21 protein-coding genes are annotated in these 26,227 nt (G+C 46.6%); 8 read left to right on the top strand and 13 right to left on the bottom strand.

The features are described from left to right. Positions 1-18: 18 nt before the first annotated feature. On the bottom strand, positions 19-1,005 hold the full coding sequence (gene nadA, locus M2134_RS09080) for a quinolinate synthase NadA (RefSeq protein ID WP_280751414.1): 987 nt from the start codon (positions 1,003-1,005) through the stop codon (positions 19-21). A 548-nt stretch (positions 1,006-1,553) separates the two neighbouring features. On the opposite strand from nadA, the gene M2134_RS09075 reads away from it, so the two are divergent. After that, positions 1,554-2,084: an RNA methyltransferase gene (locus tag M2134_RS09075; protein WP_280751415.1), complete on the top strand. Its 531-nt coding sequence runs from the start codon at positions 1,554-1,556 to the stop codon at positions 2,082-2,084. Here M2134_RS09075 and M2134_RS09070 read toward each other — a convergent pair. Then, on the bottom strand, positions 2,076-2,681 hold the full coding sequence (locus M2134_RS09070) for a DUF4294 domain-containing protein (RefSeq protein ID WP_280751341.1): 606 nt from the start codon (positions 2,679-2,681) through the stop codon (positions 2,076-2,078). The two genes, M2134_RS09075 and M2134_RS09070, sit on opposite strands and share 9 nt — an antisense overlap. Before the next feature lie 67 nt (positions 2,682-2,748). After that, positions 2,749-3,552 (bottom strand): KilA-N domain-containing protein, encoded by an 804-nt coding sequence (locus M2134_RS09065; RefSeq protein WP_280751342.1) that lies wholly within the window; start codon positions 3,550-3,552, stop codon positions 2,749-2,751. Positions 3,553-3,710: 158 nt separating this feature from the next. Between M2134_RS09065 and M2134_RS09060 the strand changes: the two genes are divergently transcribed. The 4 genes from M2134_RS09060 to M2134_RS09045 all read left to right on the top strand — a co-directional run bounded on the left by M2134_RS09060 (position 3,711) and on the right by M2134_RS09045 (position 9,544). After that, entirely contained in the window at positions 3,711-4,517 is an 807-nt protein-coding gene (locus M2134_RS09060; RefSeq protein WP_280751343.1) for a hypothetical protein, read from the top strand. A gap of 22 nt (positions 4,518-4,539) precedes the next feature. Continuing rightward, on the top strand, positions 4,540-6,591 hold the full coding sequence (locus tag M2134_RS09055) for a helix-hairpin-helix domain-containing protein (protein WP_280751344.1): 2,052 nt from the start codon (positions 4,540-4,542) through the stop codon (positions 6,589-6,591). A 665-nt stretch (positions 6,592-7,256) separates the two neighbouring features. After that, the gene (locus tag M2134_RS09050) at positions 7,257-8,480 is read left to right on the top strand and encodes a 6-bladed beta-propeller (RefSeq protein ID WP_280751345.1); all 1,224 of its coding nucleotides are present in this window, start codon (positions 7,257-7,259) and stop codon (positions 8,478-8,480) included. Positions 8,481-8,497: 17 nt separating this feature from the next. Continuing rightward, positions 8,498-9,544 (top strand): hypothetical protein, encoded by a 1,047-nt coding sequence (locus M2134_RS09045; RefSeq protein ID WP_280751346.1) that lies wholly within the window; start codon positions 8,498-8,500, stop codon positions 9,542-9,544. 21 nt (positions 9,545-9,565) lie between these two features. On the opposite strand, the gene M2134_RS09040 is transcribed toward M2134_RS09045, so the two are convergent. Together M2134_RS09040 and polA are read right to left on the bottom strand one after the other, a co-directional pair. After that, positions 9,566-10,570, bottom strand: a complete 1,005-nt coding sequence (locus M2134_RS09040) for a BF3164 family lipoprotein (RefSeq protein WP_280751347.1) — start codon at positions 10,568-10,570, stop codon at positions 9,566-9,568. Position 10,571: 1 nt separating this feature from the next. Then, complete coding sequence (gene polA, locus M2134_RS09035) at positions 10,572-13,337, bottom strand: DNA polymerase I (RefSeq protein ID WP_280751348.1); 2,766 nt, start codon at positions 13,335-13,337, stop codon at positions 10,572-10,574. 116 nt (positions 13,338-13,453) lie between these two features. Between polA and M2134_RS09030 the strand changes: the two genes are divergently transcribed. Further along, positions 13,454-14,428, top strand: coding sequence for a polyprenyl synthetase family protein (locus M2134_RS09030; protein WP_280751349.1), 975 nt, complete (start codon positions 13,454-13,456; stop codon positions 14,426-14,428). A 4-nt stretch (positions 14,429-14,432) separates the two neighbouring features. Here M2134_RS09030 and deoC read toward each other — a convergent pair whose 3' ends face one another. Genes deoC through M2134_RS08995 form a run of 7 tightly spaced genes read right to left on the bottom strand, consistent with a single transcriptional unit; the run spans position 14,433 to position 21,553 of the window. Next, a complete protein-coding gene (gene deoC, locus M2134_RS09025; protein ID WP_280751350.1) occupies positions 14,433-15,302 on the bottom strand; it encodes a deoxyribose-phosphate aldolase in 870 nt (289 codons plus the stop codon). 4 nt (positions 15,303-15,306) lie between these two features. Continuing rightward, complete coding sequence (locus M2134_RS09020; RefSeq protein ID WP_280751351.1) at positions 15,307-15,636, bottom strand: nucleotide pyrophosphohydrolase; 330 nt, start codon at positions 15,634-15,636, stop codon at positions 15,307-15,309. A gap of 34 nt (positions 15,637-15,670) precedes the next feature. Next, positions 15,671-16,123, bottom strand: a complete 453-nt coding sequence (dtd, locus tag M2134_RS09015; RefSeq protein WP_280751352.1) for a D-aminoacyl-tRNA deacylase — start codon at positions 16,121-16,123, stop codon at positions 15,671-15,673. A 9-nt stretch (positions 16,124-16,132) separates the two neighbouring features. Next, a complete protein-coding gene (gene uvrC, locus M2134_RS09010) occupies positions 16,133-17,941 on the bottom strand; it encodes an excinuclease ABC subunit UvrC (protein ID WP_280751353.1) in 1,809 nt (602 codons plus the stop codon). A 31-nt stretch (positions 17,942-17,972) separates the two neighbouring features. Beyond that, a complete protein-coding gene (gene mnmG, locus M2134_RS09005) occupies positions 17,973-19,850 on the bottom strand; it encodes a tRNA uridine-5-carboxymethylaminomethyl(34) synthesis enzyme MnmG (protein WP_280751354.1) in 1,878 nt (625 codons plus the stop codon). 23 nt (positions 19,851-19,873) lie between these two features. Next, positions 19,874-20,290, bottom strand: coding sequence for an rRNA maturation RNase YbeY (gene ybeY / locus M2134_RS09000; protein WP_280751355.1), 417 nt, complete (start codon positions 20,288-20,290; stop codon positions 19,874-19,876). Between the two features lie 27 nt (positions 20,291-20,317). After that, entirely contained in the window at positions 20,318-21,553 is a 1,236-nt protein-coding gene (locus M2134_RS08995; protein WP_280751356.1) for a nucleoside recognition domain-containing protein, read from the bottom strand. 151 nt (positions 21,554-21,704) lie between these two features. Here M2134_RS08995 and M2134_RS08990 point away from each other — a divergent pair, with 151 nt between their 5' ends. Beyond that, positions 21,705-22,667, top strand: a complete 963-nt coding sequence (locus M2134_RS08990) for a 2-hydroxyacid dehydrogenase family protein (protein ID WP_280751357.1) — start codon at positions 21,705-21,707, stop codon at positions 22,665-22,667. A gap of 85 nt (positions 22,668-22,752) precedes the next feature. Then, complete coding sequence (locus tag M2134_RS08985) at positions 22,753-24,378, top strand: TlpA disulfide reductase family protein (protein ID WP_280751358.1); 1,626 nt, start codon at positions 22,753-22,755, stop codon at positions 24,376-24,378. Here M2134_RS08985 and M2134_RS08980 read toward each other — a convergent pair. Next, the gene (locus M2134_RS08980) at positions 24,373-25,020 is read right to left on the bottom strand and encodes a LysE family transporter (RefSeq protein ID WP_280751359.1); all 648 of its coding nucleotides are present in this window, start codon (positions 25,018-25,020) and stop codon (positions 24,373-24,375) included. The two genes, M2134_RS08985 and M2134_RS08980, sit on opposite strands and share 6 nt — an antisense overlap. Between the last annotated feature and the right edge of the window lie 1,207 nt (positions 25,021-26,227).

Genomic DNA, 26,227 nt, shown 5'->3' with positions numbered 1-26,227 from the left:
TACTCTCTTTTTATATCATTACAAGCCTAACTGTTCGGATATCTCCAACATCCGTCGGATAGGCTTGATTGCTTTTTCCTGTACCTTCCGATCGACATAGATCTCAGGCAGTTCGTAACGGAGACAGTTATAAAGCTTTTCCATCGTATTCAGGCGCATAAACTCACATTCGTTACAGGCACAGGTACTATCGTTGGGCGGAGCGGGAATAAACTCCTTATCGGGATTCTTCTTGCGCATATCATGAATTACGCCACTTTCCGTCGCTACAATGAATTGTTTTTTATCCGACTGAGAGGTATGTTTAATCAAGGCGGCTGTCGATCCTACGAAGTCGGAGACCTCAATAATCGGTTGTTTACATTCAGGATGGGTAATGATCTCCGCGTCGGGGTATTGTTTCTTCAGTTCCAATATCTTCTCCAAAGAAAACTTCTCATGCACATGACAGGCACCATCCCACAGAAGCATCTCTCGTCCGGTGATGCTATTGATATAATTGCCTAAATTCCTGTCGGGACCAAATATAATCTTTGTCTCTTTCGGGAAACTATCGACAATCTGTTTCGCATTGGTCGAAGTCACTACTACATCAGTCACCGCCTTCACCGCGGCTGTTGTATTGACATAAGAGATCACCGTATGGTCCGGATGATTCTTAACAAACTCCGCAAACGCGGGCGCCGGACAACTATCTGCCAACGAACAACCGGCATTCAGATCGGGCACCAAAACCTTCTTATCGGGACACAGGATCTTCGCCGTTTCACCCATAAAATGAACGCCACACAACACAATGATATCCGCATCTGTCTTGGAAGCCCACTGCGCCAACGCCAGGCTGTCACCCACAAAATCTGCTATATCCTGTATATCTCCCGTCTGGTAGTAATGGGCAAGAATGACCGCTTTCTTCTCTTTCCGCAATTGGTCGATTGCTTCTCTCAAATGGATATCCTTCGGTACCGGTCTGTTTACAAACCCTGCTGGTTGATCGTTCATAATTCAATTCATTTTATCGGTTTCAAATCTGCTGCAAAGATAACCTCTACCCGCCAATTTGTATCTATCTCACGGAAACAAATTCGGAAGAGTTTTTCCACATGATATCATCTTTATTCTTTTTCTTTTTTTCAAAAAAAATATGAATATGATGTTAGCCTGTTGAAACGGTTCATACTTTTTAGCTCCGTTTCTTGGTGGATAACTTATTAAACGTAGACCATAGAATAACTTACAGTTTATGAACAGGTGTAAACATCCTATTGTCCTGATTATCTTGACTATTTATATTGTTATCAACAGGCTGTTCATAAAAACGGCTGTAGATATTTTTTTTATCTTTTTCCGGTTGTAGCTGTTTATGATCGGTGTTGAAAGAACGCCATAAAATAGTGAATAAATAACTTGGACGTATGAATACTATAGCTGCATAACTAAGTTTCCGAATAACACAAGGAATAGTTTTTCTTTTTTGTCCACTACTTATCCTATAGTTATCAACAGGCTATTCACCGGATTTGTTTAATTTTGCTACTTAAAAGTGATTCATGATGCGCAAACGAAAAATTACGGAACTAAATAGGCTCACTCCTAGTGAATTTAAAGAGAGTCAGAAGATACCCCTTGTTGTTGTCTTAGATCAGGTGAGAAGCCTGCATAATGTGGGTTCCGTATTTCGTACGTCGGACGCGTTTCGGGTAGAGGCTATTTATCTCTGTGGCATCACTGCTACGCCCCCCCATCCCGAGATACATAAAACAGCTTTAGGTGCCGAAGATACAGTTAATTGGGTCTATTTCCAAGATACTTTAAAAGTTGTTGATAACTTAAAATCAGCCGGATACGTTGTCTGTGCCATCGAACAGGCGGAAGGAAGTGTGATGCTTGATAAGCTCCTGTTGGATAAGAACAAGAAGTATGCGGTGATCTTAGGCAATGAAGTGAAAGGAGTGCAACAGGAAGTGGTTGATAACTGTGATCAATGTATTGAAATACCACAGTATGGCACCAAACATTCCCTCAATGTGTCGGTCACGGCAGGCATTGTTATATGGGATTTCTTCAAACAGTTGTCAGATTAATCCGTTCTCGACCAAGACCACTACCCTTTCGGTCATGGCATCTTTTCCTTTCGGATCATAATCAGTTTTCAGGCTGGCGCCAAACATACCGGCGAAGAAGTTCCAGAACCCGGCTCGGAAACTACCCAAAAAAGCTTTGACCATATTGTAGCTCGATTGGTTACATTCGCGGTCGATCAGGCGGATCAGTAGTTTTCCCTGTGTAAGGGTCATCTTTTTCAGTTCCGGTTTGTATTGTTTGAAAAGCTCTTTTTCCATCTTTTCGAGATGTGCCTGTTTGGACTTCTCATCCGGCAGAGTTTCCATGTATTCGTATGTTTCGATCAGTATATCATACACCAGTTTGGCAAAAGGTAATGTCTTCTTTACATCCCTGACCAGTTTGGTATATTCGTGTTTTTCCTTTTCATTTTTGAATTTGATTTCAGGATATACGATGATGGTCCGAAGAGGCACGACGGCTATGGTATCAGTACCTTCGAGCGTAGCGCGCTGGTAACCTTCGGGTATAATATTCGTAATAGGCTGTTGTGCTTTCACTGAGAAACAACAAATTACGAATAAAAAGAGGATTAGTATTCTTCCTGACTTCATCATATACAAAGTTATATGATTTTCTGTTTCGAGCGATGAATTTCACTTTTATTAGTAGTATGCTCGGAAGTCATTTCAAGTATTTCCGAGTTTTCACCCCTTCAAGAATACTCATTTGATCAATGGCAATTTTATTCAGTTTATACAATCTATCCGATTGAGAAAGCCCTTCGTTGATAAAAACGGCGTTTATATTTTCTAAGTTAGAAAGACAAATCAACTCATTAATACGTGCATAATCCCGGATATTTCCTTTTAAGTCAGGATGTTCTTCTCGCCATTGTTTAGCAGTCATACCAAATAAGGCCATATTCAATACATCTGCTTCATTTGCATACACATAAGATACCTGCTGCGGAGTCAATTCAGGAGGGAGTAAATGCTGTCGGATAGCATCCGTATGAATATGATAATTTATTTTAGATAATTCCCGTTTAGCTGACCATCCGATTTGAACTTGTTCCTGTTCCTTTAAGCGTTGGAATTCTTTCATTAGATACAACTTAAATTGAGGGGAAACCCACATTGCAAACTCAAAAGCAATATCTTTATGGGCATAAGTTCCTCCATATCGTCCAGCTTTTGCGATAATACCTTTCGAACCTGTTCTTTCGGTCCATTGTCGTACTGAAAGAACAAACCTGTTTAATCCTGCCTCATTTTTAATTCCCTCGAATTCGGGGGAATTAAAATCTGGATTGTACATTTCCTCCCAAATTCCCAAAAACTCAATGGTATTCTTATTTCTTAACCATTTTTCAATTAATGATAGTCCATTTGTTATGTTTCTTACCATATCCGTCAACGAAATATAGTCCTTTTCTTCGAAAGTAAGAATCGTAATCTCCGTATCTTTTACTGTAATCTTTGCCATGTTACATAGTTTTAAGGGGTTATTGATAGATAAAAATAATTTTATTCAGTGAAAATAGCAAATATATACTACCCTGATTACTAAATTTTCCCCTACCCTCTTCTCCTTTCTATGGTTATTTTTCCTATATTTGTCTACAACCCCAAAACCTATGGATTATGAAAAAGTATCTCCTCTTTTTCTTGATGCCCTGTTGTGTTTGTTTGTATGCTTCGGATTATTTGCGCATGCCGGATATGCGGAGTATGGCGATGGGTGGGAATATGGTGACACAATCCTCTTTGTTCAATCCTTCCCTGGTGGCATTACAGCCGAATAAAACAATTCATTTTCAATATTTTAACCGATACCAATTGAAAGAACTGGGTACGATAACCGGCTATTTTCTGTATCCTAATCCTGTCTTACCGGTCGGTTTCTATTTTTCTTCTTTTGGCTATGAGGCATATCGACAGACCCTGTTTCGCTTTTCCACTGGCAAACAGCTTGCTGAACGTTGGTATGTAGGCATTGCTTTTCAGTATATCCTATTACAAACTGAACTGTTTGAAGAGACACCGGCCATGCTTTCCGCCGATATAGGTTGTTTATATCAGCCGTTTGATAACTTGTTGATAGGTTTGTTCATAATGAATTGGCCTCATGTGCGTATGAAAGATAAAGAGGTTGATACTAAGTTTTTTACAAATCATTTTATGCAGATCGGACTGGAATGGGAAGTTATTAACAACCTGTTGATAATGGTCTCCGGGGGGATGCGCAAAGAGGCATCGTTTGCGTTGAACGTCGGATTGGAGTATACGGTGTTCGATTCTTTTCACCTTCGCTGTGGAGTAGCAGGTGAACCTTTCTATCCAACCTTCGGTATAGGCTATGATTTCTCCTCTTTTTCGTTGGATCTGGCGGCTATCAGCCATCCTGTGTTGGGCATGAGCACCGGCGTTGGCCTCTCTTTTTATTTCTAATCACCTTGAAAACCAACCGACTATGAAAACCAATTATGTACTTATCCTACTTCTTCTTTTCATATCTTCCTCTGTTTATGCGCAGGACTCCTTTTTTCGTTCCGATAAATGGATGGAATATATCGACCAATTAGCCGAAGAGGCGGAGGATACCCGGCAGGTAGAAACACTCTTTTCCGAACTTTCTATTTTGGTAGATAATCCTTTTGATATCAACCGGGTAAGTGCAGAAGAGTTGTGGAAAATTCCTTTTTTCTCGGAGGAACAGATTGAAAATATACTGGCTTATCGGGAACGCTATGGCCCTCTCCTCTCCCTTTATGAACTGAAGAATATACCAACTCTTGATTTCCATACTATTTCGTTGATACTTCCCTTTATATATGTTTCTGGTCAGGCTGTTGAAAACTTGCCAATAACGGTTAAAAACCTGTTGAAAAGAGGACGTAATGAATTACAAATCAGGTATGATAGAGGTTTTCAACAGAAGAGAGGTTATCTGGATCAACCGGACTCTGTTTTGCAACAATATCCGAACCGGCGTTATGTAGGCGAGCCCTTCTATCATTCTATCCGCTATGATTATTCATTCGACCGGCGCATACAGGCGGGTTTGGTTGCCGAAAAGGACGCGGGCGAGGCTTTCTGGAACGGATATAATAAAGGGTATGATTATTATTCCTTCCATTATTTGCAGAAGAATATAGGCGTGTTGAAAACCCTTGCCTTAGGTGATTATAAGGTCTCTTTCGGACAAGGATTGGTGATCAGCAACGATTTTATGCCCGGAAGGAGTGCGATGGTTTCCCAGGCTGCCCGGCGTACCTATGGCTTCCGACGGCATTATTCAACCAATGAAACGGATTTCTTTCGGGGAATAGGGGCAACACTTCGTCATAAGAATTTAGAACTAAGCCTTTTCTATTCCTATCGTAAGGTGGATGCGGGATTGGATTCGTTGACATTCACCACCCTGAAAACCGACGGACTGCATCGCACCGTAGGCGATTGGGAGAAGCGACGCACCGTTCCCCTGCAGACATTTGGTGGCAATATCCGTTATGCAACGCCCAATCTCTGCCTCGGTTTGACAGCTCTCTCCTACTCTTTCGGACGTTATGAAATACAACCTAACCCCCTACCCTACAATCTTTTCTATTTTCGGGGAAACAGGAATGGGAACCTGAGCGTGGATTATTTGTGGAAAAACCGGTTTCTGACATTCTATGGCGAGACGGCTATTTCGAAAAACAAAGCTTTGGCTACCCTGAATGCTTTACAAATCAAGCCTGTTTCCTATATTTCCTTTTTGGTATTATACCGCTATTACGACCGGCGCTACCAGGCCTTGTTTGCCAATGCGTTTGCCCAGTCATCATCGGTACAGAACGAAGAGGGTATCTATATGGGAATTGAACTGACCCCCCTACCCTTTTGGAAACTGGCTGCCTATGCCGACTTCTTTCGTTTCCCTTGGTTGAAATATGGGATCGATGCACCTTCTACCGGAAAAGAATATATGCTACAAGCAACCTATACCTCGCCAAAAGGCGTAGATCTTTATATCCGCTATAAATACAAACAAAAAGAGAAAAACCATTCAGGCGATGAAAACCATACGGTTATTATTCCTTACAACCAACAACGCCTGCGCCTGCAAGGCACCTACCCCATCGGTACGGTTTTCCGTGGAAAGAGTTCGGTGGATGGTGTTTGGTATAAAGAACAAACTGCTAACAAAGGCTGTATGATAGCCCAGAGTATGGCCTATAAGCCTTTGCGGTTTCCGCTGCAAGCCGATATCTACCTGGCTTGGTTTCATACCGATGATCATTCTACCCGCATCAGCTCGTATGAGCGTAACCTCTTGTATGCCTTCTATATGCCTACCTTCTACGGGCGTGGTCTACGCCTGGCCCTTACCTTTCGCTGGGATATCCTCGAACCACTTTCCCTCTCCACCAAAATTGGGCATACCTACTATAACGACCGCACGCTCATAGGAACCGGCCTGGAAGAGATCGAAGGTGCCCATAAAACAGATATGAATGTGCAGGTGAGGTGGAAGTTTTAGCCCCATTTCCAAATTATCAAATTGATAGCAAAAACCGCATTTTGCTTTACAATATGATACGTTAAAAAGTGTTACTCGCCTGACTAATTTTAAATACCCCTACGTTTTTGGAAAAATAGTCGGGCGATTTTGACAAAATGATAATTCGTCTGAACCTTGATTACGCTGATTTTTTGATTTCTCGGATGTGATTGGTTTGATTGATTTTTGATGGATGCGGATCTTCAAATGGGAGAAGATTTGAAGGAGAAAGGAGAAAGGAAAAGGGAGAAAGGAGGGAGAAGATGTGAAGATTGCGGGGATGCACGCCGCAGGCGTGATATTATGCATAACCGTATGCAAGCGTAGCGCAGCTTACGGTAGTGAATCCTCTATATAAAAAGCCCCGCATGGGGCGGGATTATGGCAGATCTCGCACCTGCGGCGCTTGATTGACAGGTAGTCGCTATACCGTAAGCTGCGCTACGCTTGCATACGGTTATGCATAATCTCGCGCTTGCGGCGCGATCCCCACCTTCAAATCTTCCCAAACTTGAATACGCTTCCCATCTGCTATCAGCGAAATCCCGGTTCAGATATTTATTTACGCAACAATCGTATTTTGTTAATTATTTGTATATTGCAACACTTTTACTGGTATGAATATTCACTAAACAACGAATACGATGGATGCAAAGAAGATCTTTTTATGTTTCGCATTACTGATGGGGATATTATCCTCTTGTAATCAGGCTAAGCGAGGTACTTATCTGAATGAATCGCCCGTGGTGGCCGAAAAGGTATTGGTAGGAGGGGAGGAGCTCATAGTATTGGACCCAGCCTTATTGAAGGATACGGTGATTTTCCCTATTAGTCATTTCATGGAAGATATCGAAATTCTGAAGTTGGATAGTAGAGATGAGGCGTTGATTTATCCCTCTCCGGTGGAGATATCTGATAAGTATATCCTGGTGAAAAGCGGGATGAGCCAGCAGGGCGATTACAATGCCCGGGTGCGGATTCCCTGCAAATTGTTTGACAAAAAAGGGAATTTTATTTCCGATATAGGTGCGATCGGGCAGGGGGCAGGCGAATATCAGATGATCTACGCCATGCAACTGGATGAAAAGAACCAGCGCGTTTACCTGATGCCGTGGCAGACAAACGCCATCTTAGTGTATGATTTACAAGGGAATGTATTAGATCCAATCCCATTGCCTTACCGCTCGAATAAAGGGGTATTTAGGGTAGAAGGCGATCGGGTAACCGTGGCTGTATTGCCATTCCCTGGGGTTCCATCGGTAGCCTGGGTGCAGAACCTACAAGGTGAGCTATTACATGAAATCCCCTGTGGGCATTTGGAAATGGCTTTTGACTTCAGCAATGAGATCGAATCGAAGCAAAACACGGACGTTATGGACCTGAGTTTCTGGTTCTGGCCAACTCGTCAGGATAGTTTGTATCATATTGACGCAGAGAAAGGTAAGCTGATTCCACGCTTTACCTGCACCTTTGAGAAAGACAAATTGGAACCACATTCCTATGGCGAATGGGCGAACCATTTTGTGGGCAACACCAGTACGATCGTACATGTCACAGGGCCTGACGGTTATAAGACAGAAGGGAAAACACCGGCCTACTATATTGTGGATAAAGAGACCCTGCGCGGCTCCTATTTCCGTATAGAGAATGATATTTTGGGCGGTGAACCTATCGCCTGGCCTTTGGGTGTGTTCAACAAAGGCTATTATGCGCTGAATATGGATCCGGGCAACCTGGAAGAATGGATCGAAACCCTGTTGAAAGGCGACAAACTCTCTGAGAAAATGCGGGCTCGACTCACGCAGATCCAAGAGACAATCGATCCGGAAGACAACAACTATATCCTCTATGCTAAGATAAAGAAATAGAGGATTTTAAACCATATATGATGAAAACCTATTGGCTACATATCATCTTTATCGCTTTCTTTTTGTTGCAAACCGCCTGTGATGGGAGTGAGAAAGCGTCGAAAAGAAGGGTTGTTTCGCTGGAGGAGGTGCCGACAATAACGCTTCCTATGGAGACAATCACCCGGATCGAAGGAGAAAAATACGAATTAACGGCTCCGGATTTCCAACTGGTGGGCGATACGCTGATCGCCCTTCTCTACAGCCAGAACGCCTCGCTGTTGCGTTTCTATTCGCTTGCGGGTGAACCGGTTACCCGGACAGATATCCGCAAAAAGACCGATACATACAGTATTCCCCGTTATTCTTTCCTGAATACCTCCTTTTCCTTTTTGCATCCTACCACCAATATCTTTTACGAATATGAGGTGAAGGATGGAAATCTGAGCCTGCCGAACTATGTGCGTATGCGCATGGGAGAGCATTCCCCCAAGGGAGCGGTGCGGCTTGATGAGGAGAATTTCGCCTTTATCGGTTTCTTTCAGAATGGGTTGTGGGGAGTATGGCATGAGCCGACCCGGATGTTGAAGTTTGCGGGCAATTATCCTGTGGCACAAGAATATACACCGATTTCTTATCTGCCTTATTATGAGGGACGAATCGATATTTCAGGCAATCAGATAGCGTACGCATCTTACCAGTTTGGATATATATCTTCCTACCGGTATATCAACAAAAAGCTCACCAAACTGTGGGAAACGCAGGTGAGCGACTTTCTCTATAAGGAGAAGGGTGGGGAACTTGTATTCGATCCTAACCATAAGACCGGCTTCATTGAAGCCTATTTTGCCGGTGATTATATCTATACGTTATACAATGGATATGATGATTTTTCGGATGAAACGTCGACCAATTCCATTGTTGTTTTCAGTCGTGACAAAGGCGAACCCATTGCCCGATACATCCTTCCGGAGGCGATCAGTTACATGAAGTTCGATAGCAAAGGGGCCAATGCCTATGCTACTTATACGGCAGAAATGGGGGAGGTGTATATCGTTCGCTTCCGCCTGCCGGCCTTGCCTTGAAAGAGTAGGAGAGGAGCCGTTTTAGGGCAATTTGAAGCGCACCAGATAACACTCGTTCATCAGGGGCGAATAGGTGGCATAGAGGTACTCTTCCCGGCTGTCGACGGCGATGAATGTCATCTGATCGGGCAGGCTAAAACGGCTGACTGGCTCTCCGTCGCGGTTGAATACAACAATAGAATTGGGCACTTCCAGCCCCATCGACCGGGTCTGCCCCCAGTAAAGGGTGTAGATATGCCGGTCGGTGATGTGGATATCACTGAATCCGGAGCGATGCTCGTCGGGATCGAAGGTGATATGTCCCTCCTTTGTTTGATACACATAGTCGGTCAGTTGCTTGTCCCATTGCTTTCTGAGTCGCCCAAAAGAGTAGGTAAAGGCGGCTATATAACCTACTGAACGGTTGGCATAAACGATTTGATCCCCTTGTTTATCCATGCGTCCGGAAGAGTTACTATGAAGCAGGCGGCGCAGTGCCATGTCCTCTGTCGGGAACGCGCCGGTATATCTCATCTCTTTCTTTTTGCGTTTGCAGAGGCCAAACAGTCCCCCCAGATAGCTTCCAAGGCAGGCGTAGAGGTCGTCGTTGAGCGTCACTACCTGTTCGGGTGACTTATCTCGGGCAAAGGTGAAACGAACAAAATCGGTTAAGGTAAGTGTTCCGTTTTGCACCTGGTAGGTCGCCAGGGTGTGTTGGTTGAACAATTGGAAAGTGGTGTCGATTTGGCTGTTGGGAACCGGAATATGATCACCTTTTTTCTTTAGTTTATGCCGGCTCACTGCCGAGTCTCCCAGTTGATAAACACCCATAAATGAGGAACTTATAGGGTGGGTGAGGAGGATGATATCGTCGGTCAACATCGAGGGGCGGGGAGGGAATTGCCCGGGTACGCGCACCAGTCGCTCCATAGTCAATGCCTGCAGGGGAATAGCCTCCAAAGAGATGCGTTCCAGCTCCTTGGGTTTGCATCCGATCAGGAGGAGAAACAAGCATACGAACGGGATAATTGTATTTCGATTTCGCATATCAATGAGCCTCCAACCAGTTATTACCAACACCGCAATCAGCAATCAACGGAACACGCAGACTGATAGCGTTTTCCATCTCTTCGAGCACAATCTGTTTGACTCTGTCGAACTCTTCTTTGCAGGCATTGAAGTTGAGTTCGTCATGCACCTGCAAGATCATCTTACTCTGTAGTTTTTCCTCTTCGAAACGCTTGAATATCCGGATCATAGCTACCTTGATAATGTCGGCGGCGCTGCCCTGGATAGGGGCGTTGATGGCATTTCGTTCGGCATAACCGCGCACGATGGCGTTGCCCGAGTTGATATCTGGCAGGAAACGTTTGCGTTTGAACAGGGTCTCTACATAGCCCTTTTCTTTGGCCACCTGGATGCTTTCGTCCATATAGGCCTGCACCCTTGGATAGGTGCGGAAATAGCCCTCAATCAGCTCTTTGGCTTCACCGCGTGGAATGTTAAGGCGATCGGCCAGGCCGAACACCGAAATGCCGTAGATGATGCCGAAATTGGCTGTTTTCGCCTTGCGACGCATATCGCTGGTTACCTCATTAGCCGGCACATTGTAGATCTTAGCTGCCGTAGCCGCATGAATATCTTCGCCCGATCGGAAGGCGTCGATCATATTGACATCTTCGCTCAGATGCGCCATGATGCGTAGTTCGATCTGCGAATAGTCGGCCGAAAAGAAGAGGGAATCGGCATTGTCGGCGGTGAAAGCGCGGCGAATCTCCCGTCCTAATGCTTCCCGAACGGGGATATTCTGCAAATTCGGATTGGTCGAACTCAGACGTCCCGTAGCCGTAACAGCCTGATTATACGAGGTATGTATCTTGCCTGTCACTGGATGAATCAGCTCCGGCAGCGCATCGATATAGGTGCTCAGGAGCTTTTTCAATCCCCGGTATTCCAATAGTTTACCGATGATCGGATGTTTGTTGCGCAGCTTTTCCAACACATCTTCGCTGGTACTATAGTTGCCCGTCTTGGTTTTCTTGGCTTTCTCGTCGATTTTCAGTCTCTCGAACAAGACTTCTCCCACCTGTTTTGTCGAATTTATATTGAAAGAGATGCCTGCCATTTCGTGGATCTCACGCTCTAATTTTTCTAACGAAGCGGTCAGTTCGATCGACGATTGGCGCAATGCGTTCGTGTCTAAGGTCACGCCGGTGGCCTCCATATCGGCCAATACGGCGACGAGTGGCATTTCCATCTCGTAGAAAAGCGCTTCCAAACCCTCTTTTTTCAACAGCGGTTCGAAATAATTCTTCAGCTGCAGGGTGATATCGGCATCTTCGGCGGCGTATTCCGCGATTTGCTCCGTTGGCACGTCGCGCATACTTTTCTGATTTTTCCCTTTCGGCCCGATGAGCTCCTCGATGGGTATGGTTTTATATCCGAGATAGGTCTCGGCGAGGTAATCCATATTATGACGCAATTCGGGGTTGAGCAGGTAATGGGCGATCATCGTATCGAATAATGGGCCGGAAACTTTCACGTCGTATTTCCGGAGCACCAACATGTCGAATTTTATATTTTGCCCGATCTTTCCGATTTTAACATTTTCGAGGGCAGGGGAGAAGCGCTTCACGATTTGGGTCGCCTCTTCCCGATTTTTGGGAACAGGAACATACCAGGCCTCTTTTTCTTTGACGGCAAACGACAAACCGACCAATTCGGCACGAAGCGGATCAATTCCGTCTGTTTCCGTGTCAAAAGCAAATTTTTCCTGACTCTCCAAAAGAGCGATTAATTTACTAATTTCCGCTTCATTATCAGCAATATAGTAGTTGTGCGGGATCGATTTTGACCCCGCGAGATTTTCATTTTTTGGCGCTTCCGTCCCTTCGGGCGCAAATAAGCCAAACAAATCGCCCTGAATCGGGCCCTCTTTTTTCGGTTTTGGCGCCTCTTCGGTCAATTTGTTAATAAATGCTCTAAATTCTAAATCGGTGTAAATTGTTGTCAATTTCTCTTTGTCGGGTTTTTCGCGCTCGCATTGGTTGCCATCGAAGCGAATCGGCACATCCGTTTTGATGGTAGCCAAAAATTTCGAGAAGCGAATTTGCTCGACGTTCTCTTGAACTTTTTTCTGAAGTGCCCCTTTTAGTTTGTCGGTATTGTCCAACAGGTTTTCGATCGTGCCGAATTCGCTCAATAATTTTTGCGCCGTTTTCTCACCGACGCCCGGGCATCCCGGAATATTATCGGAGCTGTCGCCCATCAAGGCCAAGAGGTCGATCACCTGCTCGGTGGAGGTGAGGCTGTATTTCGCCAATACTTCATCGACACCCATCACCTCGTAATCGCCGCCGAATTTCGGGCGATACATATAGATATGGTCGGCAACCAATTGTCCGTAGTCTTTATCCGGGGTCATCATATAGACTTCAAAATCTTCGCCGGCGGCCTGTTTGGCAATGGTTCCGATTACATCATCAGCCTCATAGCCAAGGACTTCCAGAATGGGAATATTATACGCCCGGATGATCTCTTTGATGATCGGAACCGATGCGCGTATATCTTCCGGTGTCTCCTCGCGCTGAGCTTTATAGGCTTCGTAGGCTTCGTGGCGGAAGGTGGGTCCCGGAGGATCGAACGCAACGGCAATATGGGTTGGATTCTCCCGTTTCAACACGTCTTCGAGGCTGTTGACAAAGCCGAAAATGGCGGAGGTATTCATGCCTTTGGAGTTGATCCGGGGATTCTTTATGAATGCATAGTAGGAGCGATAGATGAGCGCGTAGGCATCAATCAGGAATAGTTTCATCGTATAATACGTTTTTTGTGGTAGAAATCAGGGTAAATGTACGAAAAAACTCGCTCACTCAATAGTTTTTGTTACTTTTGCGGAATCTTTTAATGGGCATCATTTGTTCCCTTTATATGAGCGATCTGAAAAACATAGAACAACCGGTTGTAAAAGAATTAATGCAATTCCAAGCCGAATTTGCTGCTTCTTTGCGAAGTGCGGTACCTTATCTGCAACAAGCGACCGATGTTATTCTTCAGAAAAATGGGAAACATATCCGTCCTTTGCTTGTATTCCTCACCGCTAAAACGTGTGGAAATATCAATGATGAAACGGTTAATTCGGCCGTTTTTCTTGAGTTGCTCCATACGGCCACGCTTATTCACGACGATGTCATTGACGAAACGAAACAACGCCGCGGAGCGCCTTCACTGAATGCTATTTTCGATAATCGGGTAGCTGTTTTGGTGGGCGATTACGTGTTGTCGACCGCGCTCTTGCGTTCGATTATGGCGGGCAATCTGCGCATTGTAAACATCATCTCTACCATAGGCAGGGAGCTGTCGGAAGGTGAGTTGAAACAATTGGAAGTGGCCGAAGAAATCATATTAGACGAAGCCGTTTATATGGAGGTGATCCGCAAGAAAACCGCCTCTTTACTGGCGGCCTGCACGGAGATCGGGGCGATATCAGCCAATGCCTCCGACGAATTCAGCCGGATCAGCCGGGAGATCGGGGAGAACTTAGGCTATTGTTTCCAGATCAAAGACGATATTTTCGACTATTTCACTGAATCAAATATAGGCAAACCGACCGGCAACGATATCCGCGAAGGAAAGGTAACGCTGCCATTGTTATATGCGTTGCGGACGGGTAGGAGAGAGGAGGCTGAGAAAGCCTGCCAGATGCTTATCCAAAGAGATTTCAGTCCGGAAAACATCCAATTCCTGCTCGACTGGGCCAAAGCGAGTGGGGGTATTGAGTACGCCAGGGAGCGTATGCAGGCGTACCACGCGAAAGCGATCGAACTGATCCTGCAACTCCCTGATAACGAAGGACGTGCCTCCTTACTCCAATTAGCCGATTACATTATTTCCCGTACAAAATAAAGGCTCAACCAAGCCTTTTCTGTATATCCCCAACTAAGCTACTGGCGCCAATGCGGAACAGGGTAGGGGTGAGCCATTCTTCGCCCAGTACCTCTTGGGCAATGGTGTAGTATTTCACGGCCTCTTCCGAGGTGCGGATGCCTCCGGCAGCCTTGATTCCTATGCGCTTTTGGGTGATGGCGTAGTATTGGCGGATCACCTGGCACATGGTGTAAAAGGCCACGTGGGAAGCGCCCGGATACTCTTTCCCGGTGGAGGTTTTGATGAAATCGGCACCGGAATAGATGGCCAGGATCGCGGCTTTCTGGATATTGGTGGCACTGCCCAAAGCACCTGTTTCTAAAATAACCTTCAATTGCGCCTCTCTGCAGCTATCTTTGATCTCTTGCAGCTCTTCGGTCATTTCATCGAAGTTTTCCTCCATAAAATAGCCCAAATTGAGTACTACGTCGATCTCTTCGGCTCCCTGCATCACCGCCATGGCCGTTTCGGCTATTTTTACCTCTATAAAGGTCTGCGATGAAGGAAATCCGGCCGCTACGGAGGCTATTTTCACCTCTTGGGCGGTGAGTGCCTGCTTCACGGTATCGACGAATAGGGGATAGGTACAAATCGCTGCTACGTTCGGTATCTCAGGGTTTGTCCCTTCGAAATCGTTTACCTGGTCGACCATTGCCCAGATACTTTCCCGGGTGTCTACCGCGGTAAGCGAGGTGAGGTCGATGCATCCGTGGATGCGTTTCAATACCTCCGGCGTGAAGTTCTTTTCGAAGTTCTTTTCGAGGATATTGGCTACTATTTCTGTGATTTTTGCATCCGGTTGGGTCGGTTCGAAGCGGTCGAACGCCTCCTGGAATTTATTCGTTTCTGCCATGATCTTATAGTTTATCGTTGTTTTTATGTCGTTCATTATCGCGGGATGTCTTCTTGGCAAGGTTCTTTTCGAAAGCCTCGGTCAAGTCTACGCCGGTCTGGTTGGCCAGACACAACAAAACCCAGAGTACATCAGCCATCTCATCGCCTAAATCCCTGTTTTTATCACTCTCTTTGAAGGATTGCTCCCCGTATGTCCGGGCTATAATCCGAGCCAGTTCGCCCACCTCCTCGGTCAATAGAGCCATATTGGTCAACTCATTGAAATACCGCACCCCGTACTCCTTTATCCATTGATCCACACGCTCTTGTGCCTCCTGTATCGTTACTCCCATTATCAACTATCAATTATCAATTATCAATTATCAATTAATCATTCGTTTTCGTATCAATAACAATAGTTACCGGCCCGTCGTTGAGCAATTCTATCTGCATATCCGCGCCAAACTCGCCCGTGGCGACCTCTTTCCCGGTGAGGGAGGAGATCGTGCGGCAAAACGCCTCATACAGCGGTATGGCGACCTCCGGTCGGGAGGCACGGATATAGGAGGGACGATTGCCCTTTTTGGTGGATGCTTGCAGGGTAAACTGGCTGACAACCATGATTTCCCCATCGATATCCATAACGGAACGGTTCATAACGCCCGCTTCATCATCGAAGATCCGCAAGTTGGCTATTTTTTTGGTCAGCCATTCTATATCTTCCTGGCTATCACGGTCTTCTATCCCTATCAACACCAATAACCCATGTCCGATACGGGACTTTTCCACGTCTCCGATCGTGACGGAGGCATACTTTACGCGTTGGATAACTGTTTTCATCTTTTCTCTCTATGATAATGCCTCTTTTATCAAGGCTGCTTTGGCGGGGCCGACTACCTTTGTCAGTTCTTCCAGCTCGGCTTCCCGGATTCGTTTCACACTCTTGAAGTGGCGCAATAAGGCCTCTTTTGTCTTTTCTCCAACCCCTTTCACCTGGTCTAATTCCGATCGTGTCTGCCCTTTGCTGCGCTTGTCTTTATGGAAGGTGATGGCAAAGCGGTGTACTTCGTTTTGCATCATCTCCAACAGGCGGAAAAGTGGGCTCTGACGTGCCAGTCCCATGCTTTCGGGGGGTGTGCCGAAGAGCAGGTCGGAGGTGCGGTGTTTGCGGTCTTTCGCCAGTCCCGCAATCGGTATTGTAAGCTCCAATTCGTCCTCAATAACGGAGCGAACCACCTCCATTTGCCCTTTGCCGCCATCGGTAATAATCAGGTCGGGTAGGGGTGTCTCTTCGTTCAGGGCGCGACTGTAACGCCTTCTCACCACCTCTTTCATCGAAGCGTAATCGTCGGGTCCTTCTACTGTTTTAATGATGTATTTGCGGTATTCCTTCTTGGCCGGTTTGCCCATGATAAACACCACACAGGCGGCTACGGCATCGCTTCCCTGGATATTGGAGTTGTCGAAACATTCGATGCGTGCCGGTAGTTTTTCCAGATGCAACGACTCCTGAATCTCCTTCAAAAGACGGGTGTTTCGCTGCTCCGGATTTAGTTTTTCCGCCTGTTTCAGACGGTCAACCTTATACTGTTTGACGTTCATCTCCGACAGTCCGAGCAGTTTCTTCTTATCGCCCCGCTGCGGAATAGTGAAACTAACCTTCTCCAGTTCGATTCCCGGCTCGAAAGGAACGATGATTTCCCGTGCCGTGCTCTTGAAACGTTCGCGCATTTCTACGATGCCAAGGGCTAACAGATCGGCTGGAGTCTCGTCTAATTTCTTTTTATACTCAAACGTATAGGCCTGTACAATGGCGCCGTCGCCGATATGCAGGTAGTTGATGTAGGCCGAATTGTCTTGTTCGGCGAAAGAGAATACGTCGATATTGGTGAGGGTAGGGGTTACGACCGTCGATTTGGTGCGGTAGTTTTCCAATATTTCATACTTTTCTTTCATGGCTTGTGCCTCTTCAAACCGTAGTTCAGAGGCATACAGCTGCATTTGTTCGTAGAAAAGCTTGCTGATGGTGGTTACATTTCCTTTTAGGATTTCCCGAATCTCCGTGATGTTTTGTTGGTAGTCTTCCAGGCTTTGTAATCCTTCACAGGGTCCTTTGCAGCGTTTGATGTGATATTGCAGGCAGACTTTGTATTTCTTTTGAGCGATAGTTTCCGGCGTGAGCGGGAGGTGGCAAATGCGCAAAGGGTAGATATCCTTCAGCATCGATACCAGCATTTTTGCCGTATAGGCGGAGGTGTATGGTCCGAAATACTGCGAACCGTCTTTGATGATATTCCTTGTCGTGAAGACTCGTGAGAAGTATTCGTTGCGGATCACGATGGAAGGGTAGGTCTTGTCATCCTTCAGCATGACGTTGTAGCGCGGACGGTATTGCTTGATCAGGTTGTTTTCCAACAGAAGCGCCTCCTCTTCGGAACTGACCACGATGTATTTGATGTCGCGAATCTGCTTCACTAAGACGCGGGTCTTGGGGTATTCCGATTCTTTATTGAAATAGGAATGTACCCTTTTCTTCAGGTTCTTCGCTTTCCCGATATAGATAATAGTTCCCCGCTCGTCGAAATATTGGTAGCAACCCGGCGTCTCCGGAATGACGGAAAGTATATTGGCAATATGTTCACTTTTGTATACGCTCATGATCGAATTGTTTCACGTGGAACAATTGTAATTATCTTCCCAAAAGAACCAATAATATATTGATATCGCTTGGCGATATGCCGGGGATGCGACTTGCCTGGGCGATGGTGTCCGGGTCGATCTTTGTCAGCTTTTGTCGCGCCTCGGTGGAAAGGGATTGCAAGCTATTGTAATCGAACTTCCCTTTGATGCGGATATTCTCCAGCCGGTTGATCTTATCGGCAATGATGCGTTCACGTTTGATATAGCCACTGTATTTCATCAGAATCTCTGCTGCTTCGATAATTTCCTCTTTTCGGGAGAGCGGCACCTTGTCGAGCTCTTCTTGCAAAGCCGGAACGATGGCCGTCAGTTTTTCGATGTTTAATTGCGGACGTGCCTCGAGTTCGATCAACTTGCAACCGCGGGCGAGGGGAGTAGTCCCTATTCTTTCCAGATCGGGGTTGATGATATTTGCCTTGATGGAGTAGTTCTCCATAAACCGGATAATGGCATCGCGGCTCTCGCGCTTCTCGTTCAAGAGATCCATACGTTCCTGTTTTGCCAATCCGATGTGGAACGATTTTTCAGTCAAACGCATATCGGCATCATCCTGACGCAACAGGATACGGTATTCGGCCCGGGAGGTAAACATACGGTAAGGCTCGTCGACCCCTTTGGTTACCAGGTCGTCAATCAACACACCAATGTAGGCTTCGTCTCTTCCCAGTACAAATGGTTCGCCGCCATGGCATGAAATATGCGCGTTGATGCCAGCAATCAGCCCTTGTCCGCCTGCTTCTTCGTAGCCTGTGGTTCCGTTGATCTGCCCGGCAAAGAAGAGTCCTTTCATCCGTTTAGTCTCCAACGTGTGGTGTAACTGGGTCGGATCAAAGAAATCATATTCGATGGCATAGCCGGGACGGTAGATGCGTATATCGCGGAAGGCGGGAACCGACCGCAAGGCGCGCAACTGAATATCCAGGGGTAGGGAAGAGGAGAAGCCGTTCAGGTAGTATTCCTGTGTGCGTTCTCCTTCCGGTTCCAGGAAGAGCTGGTGTTGGGGTTTATCGGCAAAGGTGACGATCTTGGTCTCTATGCTGGGGCAATAACGCGGCCCTATGCTTTGTATTTGTCCGTTATAGAGCGGTGAATCCGGCAATCCTTCGCGGAGGATTTCGTGTGTTGTTTCGTTGGTGAAGGTGGTCCAGCAGCTTAATTGCTGTAAGGTTCGCTGCGGAGAGGTCAGAAAGGAGAATTTATGGAAGTCATTCTCTCCCGGTTGTTCCTCCATTTCATCGAACCGCACGCTTCTTCCGTCGATGCGCACCGGCGTTCCCGTTTTCATCCGTTCTGCGGTGAAACCGAGGGAAACCAATTGTTCGGTGATACCGGTCGATGCCGGTTCCGATATGCGTCCGCCCCGGATCTGTGTCCGCCCGATATGCATCAGTCCGTTCAGGAATGTGCCGTTGGTAAGGATGACAGCTCCGGCATGGAATTCCACCTCCATCTCCGTCTTTACGCCGCAAACGCGATCGCCATCGAATAGAAGGCTATCTACCCTGTCCTGCCAGATCGATAGATTGGGTTGATTTTCGAGAATTTCCCGCCAACAGTCGATGAAACGGGCACGATCGCTCTGCGCACGGGGGCTCCACATAGCCGGCCCTTTGCTGCGGTTGAGCATCCGGAACTGGATCGCTGTCTTGTCGGTTACAATACCCATCATACCGCCCAGTGCATCGATCTCGCGGACAATCTGCCCCTTGGCAATCCCACCAACGGCCGGATTACAACTCATCTGGGCAATCTTATTCATGTCCATGGTGATCAACAGCGTATTCGACCCCAGGTTGGCAGCCGCACAAGCCGCTTCACAGCCTGCATGTCCTGCACCTACAACAATTACATCATATTTAAAATTCATGCTTTATGCATCCTTTCTTTCACTTAAAACTCAAATAATGCTAACGCTTTGTTCTCATTCTCTTCCATGATTTCCCGTTCTCCCGGCCCTTTATCGTCGATGCCGCAGAGGTGCAGGATGCCATGAATGATGGTGCGGTGAAGCTCTTCCTCGTATGTTGTGCCGAATTTCTCCGCATTGGTCTTCACGGTTTCCAGGCTGATGAACAGATCGCCGGAAATGCGTTTCCCTTCTGTATAGTCGAAGGTGATAATGTCTGTAAAGTAATCATGCTCAAGATATTGGCGATTAACCTCCAATATCTTCTCGTCGCTGCAAAAGATATAACTGATGTCGCCCACCGCTTGTTCATAGGTGGCCGCGACAGCTTTGATCCATTGGCTAACTTTCCTCCTTTTGATTGGTGGAAAGGCGATATCTTCTGCGTAATAACAAATCATATTTAATTATGAATTATCAATTATGAATTATGAATTGAAAAACAAATAGGTTAAGGCGATCGCGGCAATAGCTCCCGCCAGATCGGCTAATAATGAATAGGGAACCGTGTAACGCGTATTCTTTATCGCTACACTCCCGTAATACAAGGCCACCACATAGAGTGTCGTATCCGTTGATCCCTGCACCACCGATGCCAGGCGACCCACAAACGAGTCGGCTCCGTAGGTACTCATCGCGTCGATCATCATGCCCCGCGCTCCGCTTCCGCTCAGCGGTTTCATCAATATAGTGGGCAATGCCTCCACAAAATCGGTGTTTATTCCTACGGAAGCTACACCGTAGCGCACACCTTCGATCAGGAAATCCATAGCTCCCGACGCCCGGAATACCGCTATGCCTACCAGGATCGCCACCAGATAAGGAATAATCGTTATCGCCGTTTTGAATCCCTCTTTGGCTCCATCGATAAAGGCATCATATACGTTGATCTTCTTCCGCATCCCCGCTACGATAAATCCACATATAATCGTGAATAACAGTGCGTTGGCGAACAAGGTAGAATATAAAGAGACCTTCTCCTGCGGGAGCGAATTAAACAATATAATCAATCCTCCGATCAAGGCGCCCAGCCCTCCGAAGAAGAGCAACAGGTTCTTTTGAAACACATTGATTTTCTGTTTGAAGCAAACCGTCAGAATAGCTACCAAGGTAGAGGTAAAGGTCGCCAGCATGATCGGCAGGAACACATCCGACGGATTGGCTGCCCCCAACTGTGCCCGGTACATCATAATGGTGATTGGGATCAAAGTAAGCCCTGACGCGTTGATACAGAGAAACATAATCATTGCGTTGCTGGCTGTGTCCTTTTTCGGGTTCAGTTCCTGCAACTGCTGCATCGCCTTCAGTCCCATCGGTGTAGCGGCATTGTCGAGCCCCAACAGATTGGCTGAAATATTCATGAAAATAGAGCCGGTCACCGGATGATCTTTCGGGACATCGGGGAAGAGTTTGCTGAATACAGGCGCTCCCAACCGGGCAAAAGCCTGGATAACGCCACCTCGCTCACCGATTTTCATGATACCCAGCCAAAGGGTCAATATACCGGTCAGCCCCAAGGAGATCTCGAACCCGTTTTTGGCAGAGCTAAAGGTCGCATTGATGATCTCCGTGAATACCTGCATATCCCCCATGAAAATCAGTTTGCATGCCGCCACCACAAAAGCGATCAGGAAGAAGGCAATCCAAATGTAATTTAGAACCATTTATTAAATTGACAATTGATAATTGATAATGGATTCCGGTAATATCAACTGCCAACAGTTGGTATTACCAGGCAAAAATACGAATTCTTCTTGGCATTAAAGGGGTGTTTATGTAATTTTGACGCCCATTAGAGTTTTAATTATTAGTCAGATGAAGAAGGTTTTGGTTACGTACGACATCTTCCGTGAGGGATTTGTTGAGTTGGAAAGCAGGTACGAAGTGACTTTTCCGGAGGGGAGAGATTTTACCTATGAAGAGGTGTCGGAGATGATTGGCGAGTACGATGTGTTGTGTTCCATGTTTGATTTCCCGGTCGATAAAGCGTTGATTGATAAAGGAAAGCGATTGCGGCTTATTGCCAACTACGCGGTGGGTTACAACAATATCGATGTGGCGTATGCCCTGGAGAAAGGGCTGACGGTTGCCAATACGCCCGATCAGGTGACGGCGCCTACCGCTAACCTGGCTTTGGGCCTATTGATCGACACTGCCCGCCGTATCACAGAATGTGACCGCAAATTGCGCCTACTTCGTAAGGACATGAAAATCGGAATCCTGGAAAATCTGGCCTATCCGATTGCCGGACAGACACTGGGCATCATCGGCATGGGGCGCATTGGAAAGGCGCTTGCCATTCGTGCCATTGCCTGCGGCATGACGGTGATCTACCATAACCGGAGCCGCCTATCAATGGAAGAAGAGGCAGCCCTGCCCGTTACCTATGTCTCTAAAGAAGAGCTGTTGAAACAGGCTGATTTTGTTTCCCTGAATGCTCCCTATACACCTGAAACCTACCATATCATCGGCGAAGCCGAACTCCGGCAAATGAAACGCTCGGCAATCCTGATCAATACCGCCCGCGGCCCGCTGGTGGATGAAAAAGCGCTTGTCAAAGCCCTGAAAGAGGGAACGATCTGTGCCGCCGGATTGGATGTATTCGAACATGGCGACTACCCTTCCGAAGAGCTCTTTGAATTGGATAACGTCGTGATGACTCCCCATATCGGCACGCAAACCACCGAAACGCGCATTCAGATGGCCAGGGCCGTGAGCAACAACGTGATCGGTTTCCTCGAAGGCGATCGCCCGGTAGCTCGCGTTACGTGTCCCTAAACGGCTGTTTTTTGCAAAAAAACGATTCTATCGTAACAACATAACAAATCGCTTCGTATCTTTATCCGTAAAAATAAATCGCGCCATGAAAACGAAACTTCCTTTTTTGTTATGCTGCTTCTTGTTCCTTCTCTCCTGCGGGCAATCTCCGCAGGTGATCGAGTATCCGGTATATGAATCAAGCAATACGGATGTCCTGGATATCTCTCGGGTAGAAAAGAGAGACTCTGCCCTGGTGCTTTGTTTCGAGGCCTATTTCCGCCCGAATAATTGGATACGTATTCCTTCGCAAACCTACCTGGAGGGAGCGACGACGGGTAAGAAATACCGCCTGTTGAGCTCTCCTGATTTTGCCATCGACCAAGAGGTCTATATGCCGGAATCGGGCAATAGGGCGATGACCCTGTTGTTTGAGCCATTAGACAAGGAGGAAAAGGCGTTTCACTTCATCGAAGGCACCAACGAAGGCGACTGGCAAATCCGGGGAATCTCCTTGACGGCACCTGTCCGGAAAGGCAAGGTGGTCTGCCGGATAGAGGGCGAGGTGATCGACCGTCCGCAGAGTAGCCGATTGATATTGATACGCCAGAATAAAGATGTTCGTGTCAACCCATTTATCTCTATTCCGATACGGGAGGGACGATTCAGCTATACGCTTTACGCGGATGAAAACGATATATATGATCTCGCTTTCTGGGATGAGCTTCAGTCGGGTGCCTGGCGTAATATCTCTTTGATCGCGGAACATGGCACGCTCCACTACACCATTTATCCGATGGATCATGAGCCTTTTTTCGTTCTTCAGACAGATGAGCCGCTGAATAATGAGCGGATGCGCATGGATCAGTTGTTGAGTGAAAAGTTTTCAACCAAAGAATTATGGGCAGAGGCCAATAAAATACGTGAAGAGGGCCGCTATTACACACCCGCTTTCAATCAGTTGATCGAGAAATTAAGAACCGCTTCCGACGATGAACTAAATATTTTATACCGCCAACTGGAAGATCTTCAGAAAACGGGAGAGGCCTTTACTGAAGAGGCAAAGGAAAATATGGAACAGGGAAAACAACTCGCCAAAAAGCAAAAAGAATATACGCTCGATTATATCAAAGAAAACCCGGGCTGGGTGGGCTATTATTATCTGAGTAATCTTATTCTTAGAGCAAACCACCCACTGGAACCGCAGCCGTTGGATCCGTATGAAGAGGTGTTTAATGCTGTTTACAGGGATATGTATCCGGATCATCCGTTGACATACGACCTCGATCGCATACTGATCGGTTCTAAAATCGCTGTCGGTGGAAAATTCATCGATTTCACCGCGCCCGACCTGAAAGGCAATCCGGTGATACTCTCCCGGGAGATCGAAGGAAAAGTGGCGCTTATTGACTTGTGGGCCTCCTGGTGTGGTCCCTGCCGACGCACCTCTAAAAGCATGATTCCGGTGTATGAGGCATACAAAGACAAAGGCTTCACCATCGTAGGGGTTGCCCGCGAGCGTGGAGATACCAAGGCGATGGAAAAGGCGATCGCGCAGGATAAATACCCTTGGTTAAACCTGGTGGAACTGGACGACAGAGCCAGTATCTGGAGCCTGTATGGCGCAGGCAATGGAGGCGGAGCTACCTTCCTGGTCGATCAAAAGGGCACTTTATTGGCTATTCACCCGACAGCCGAAGAGGTGGAGAAGATATTGAAAGAGATCTTATAAGGTTGGCAGATCCACATAGGCCGATAGGAACACCGACAACAGCCCGAAGATAGAGAGCACGATGATGATGGAGCCGACAATCCGGTTCATCAGCCAGATGCCGCGTATATTGAACCAGCGTCTTAATTTAGCAACGATATAGGTCACCACGAACCACCAGAGTATCGCGCCCAAGCCAATAGCCGCCACGCCTACCAGCGCTTGGGCTGCGGAATAGTCTGCCCGTACGAAGCCGAAGCGGGCAAAAAGACCGATATACAAAAGTACGATCAGGACATTGCTGAAGGTCAACAGGAAGGCGGAGATGAAGTCCTGCGTAAAAGATAGCTTACTCTCTTGCTGCTTGCGGAGACCCTTTACGGGGTTGCTTTGGTAGATGTAATACCCAAAGCCGGCCAAGACCAAGCTCCCGATCACCTGCAGGTAGTCGTGGTTGCTCTCTACGAAGCTCACCACCATCCCCATCGCCATGCTTGTCACGGCAGCATAAAGGATATCCGACAGAGCCGCGCCCAGTCCGGTGACGAATCCATGCCATCGCCCTTTATTCAGCGTGCGCCGAATAACCAGCATACCTATGGGTCCCATAGGCGCGGAGACAAGAATCCCTATCAATAACCCTTTACCAATTAGTTCAATCATGCAGAATGCGTTTGCTGTCTTCTGTGTGCAAAGATAGCCATTCCGATGAAGAATGATGAATGAAGAGTGAATAATTAGGCATAAGGGGTAGGGGATGAAACCCCCTCCGAAGGAAAATGTCAAAATACAAAGTGTAAGCAAAATCGCCATTTTGCTTTACAATATGATACGTTAAAAAGTGTTACTCGCAGGACTAATTTTAAAAACCCCTACGTTTTCGGAAAAAAAGTCGGGCGATTTTGACAAAATGATAAAATGTCTGAACCTTGAAACACCGTTCGCTTCCGAAGGGAGCAATACGCTGATTTTGGGATTTTCCGGATGTGATTGGTTTGATTTAATTTAATATGATTATTCTGATGGATGCGGATCTTCAAGTGGGAGAAAAATTGAAGGTTTCCACAGAGCGCTGTAAGCGCGGTTCAACCCAGCCCATGGGTGACCGAAGGGAACCCTGGGTATCAGAGTATAATAATAATGGAGTTCTGAATCGAAGATCGGCCTTAGCCAAAGAACGACTATATACACAAATACCTAATAGTCACTCTTTCAGAGTTCCATTTACTTTAACCTAAACCACCCAGGGTTCCCTTCGGTCACCCATGGGCTGGGTTGAATCGCGCTTGCAGCGCTCCTTGGGAATCTTCCAAAATTGGAAGATTTTCATATAAATCCCGCAGGGATTTCCTATTCGTAACCGCGGGTGTAGCGAAGCAAACCCGTGGTAGGCAGATAGACAAGACCTACTCTCCAAGCAACCCCGAAGCGGGTTGAACCCATTCCGGGTTCATTAGTTATTATTAGCGGAATACCCCCGGTCGTTCGCTTCGCTCTCTTACCGAGGGTTACGAATAGGAAATCCCTGCGGGATTTAACTCATTTCAGTGCACCTTGCCCATCTTCACATCTTCCAAAACTCGAACACCACCCCCAATAGCATGGCTTGATAGCTGCCCACTTTACCTGTAATTGTTAAATATGTTTAATTCTCTTTTGGGGTGTTTTTTACGCAGAATATGAATTTCAAAGTGCGATAAATTTAGGCAAAATTCAGCCTCCAAAACTCGTTTTTTTACTCCATATTATTTCCATAATTTTGGCTCGCTTAAATTAAAAAACTAAATTATAGAAATCCGTTTATGGCCATAACTCCCTATTGTTCTATACAATAGGGAAGGACTATCTATAGAAAGAAAAAGGAAGAGAA

Source organism: Parabacteroides sp. PM6-13, assembly GCF_029892605.1.
Taxonomy (GTDB): domain Bacteria; phylum Bacteroidota; class Bacteroidia; order Bacteroidales; family Tannerellaceae; genus QVMG01.
Note: the sequence above shows the minus strand (reverse complement) of the source record. Positions and strands in the feature narration are given on the sequence as shown.